Here is a 1,617-nt window from a genome sequence, read left to right on the forward strand (position 1 = left end):
CTCCGACGCCCTGCCGGTGCTGGCCGCCGGCCCGGGCCAGCTCCCCCTCGACACCGGGCCCCGTGTCCTCGCGCTCGTCCTGGCGGGCACCGTCGCGACCGGGCTCGCAGGGCTCACCACCTGGTGGACCGGCCACGTCCCGGACCGCGCCAGCCTCCCGGCCCGGCTGCGTGAGGAGGTGACCACGTGATCCGGGTGGCGCTCGACGGCCTGCGGTCGCGCTCCCTGCTCTCGCTCGGCACCCTGCTCCTGCTGGTGGTGGCGCTGGGCTCGGCGGTGCTCGGCCCGTCCTTTGCCGCCGCCGTCGGCAACGCGTACGCCGTCACCCGCCTCGAGGAGGAGCGCAACGTCCTGACCGGGCGCACGTGGCAGGTCCGGCCGAGCAGCGCCGTCGACGACCCCGGCGCCCTGCTCGACGACACGCTCGCCCAGCTCGTCCTGCCGGAGGACCAGCACGCGGCCACCGCCCAGCTGGAGACCAGCCGGGTGCTCGCCCCGGGTGCCCTCGGCGAGGTGATGCTCATGGCGAAGCCCGACGCGTGCGCGCACCTCGACCTCGAGGGCCGCTGCCCGGCCGCGCCGGGCGAGGTGGCCGTGCTGGCCGGGGACGCGGAGGAGGACGGCCACGAGATCGGCGACCGGATCGAGCTGGGCGAGCCGTTCGGCACGCTCACCCTCGTCGGCACCTACGCCTATCCCTCGGGCCCGAGGGTCTCGCCCGAGCGGCGCGAGGCGCTCGAGGACTTCTGGTTCGAGCCCGGTCGCCTGGCGTCGGTCCCGGCCACGGTGCGCCCGGGACGCCAGGTCACCGACATCGCCCGGCAGCCGGCGCCCTACCTCGTCGCTCCCGACCAGCTCACCGGGCTGGCGCCGAGCCTGCTCCTGGTCCGGGTCGACAGCCGCATCGACGTACCGACGGACCTCGACGCCGCCGACCTGCCGGCGCTGGCCGAGCGTGCCGCCGCCGACCCGGCGCCGCAGCAGCTCGCGGTGGGCACCGCCGCCGAGATCTCCAACAACGACCTCGACGGCATCGTCGCCGACGTCGAGAGGGAGCGGCGCTCCGCGCTCCTCGCGGTCACGCCGGCCGTGGTCTCCCTCGTCCTCGTCGCCCTCGCCCTGCTGAGTCGCCTGACCTCGGCAGCGGGCGAGCTGCGGGTCCCCGACCTGGCCCTGGCCTCGCTCCGCGGCGCCGACCGCCGGCGGACCTGGCTGCTGGCGCTGAGCGAGCCGCTTCTCCTCGTCGCCCTGGCGGTGCCGGTCGGCGTCGCGGGCGGCGCGGCCCTCACCTGGGCACTCGTGCGCGCGTGGTTGCCCGCCGGGCTGCCGGTCCCGGTGCCGGCGTACGCCGTGCTCGCGTCCGTCGCCGTCGTCGCATGTGCCATCGCGGTCTGCGTCGTCTCGACCCGGGCGGTGCTCGCCCGCAGCCTCGCCGACCAGCTGAGCGGCCAGGCCCGGCCCCGCCCGGCGGGTCGGCTCGCCGTGCTGGTCGCCCTGGCGCTCGTAGCGCTGACCCTCGTCCTCGTGGTCGCCGCCCTCACCCGGCCGGCCGGCGGCGCCACCGACGCCGCCGACCTCGTGCTGCCGCTGCTGATCGCCGCCGTCATGGGGCTCGCC

The 1,617-nt window shown here is 77.2% G+C and carries 2 protein-coding genes; both read left to right on the plus strand.

Translation table 11 applies throughout. The features are described 5' to 3' along the window. On the plus strand, positions 1-190 hold a 190-nt coding region (locus AC1DP1_RS23165; RefSeq protein ID WP_477508846.1), incomplete at its 5' end, for a hypothetical protein. Beyond that, positions 187-1,617: FtsX-like permease family protein (locus AC1DP1_RS23170; RefSeq protein WP_477508847.1), on the plus strand; the 1,431-nt coding region annotated here is incomplete at its 3' end. The genes AC1DP1_RS23165 and AC1DP1_RS23170, both read left to right, overlap by 4 nt.

It is taken from the genome of Nocardioides sp. P4_G10 (assembly GCF_056401175.1).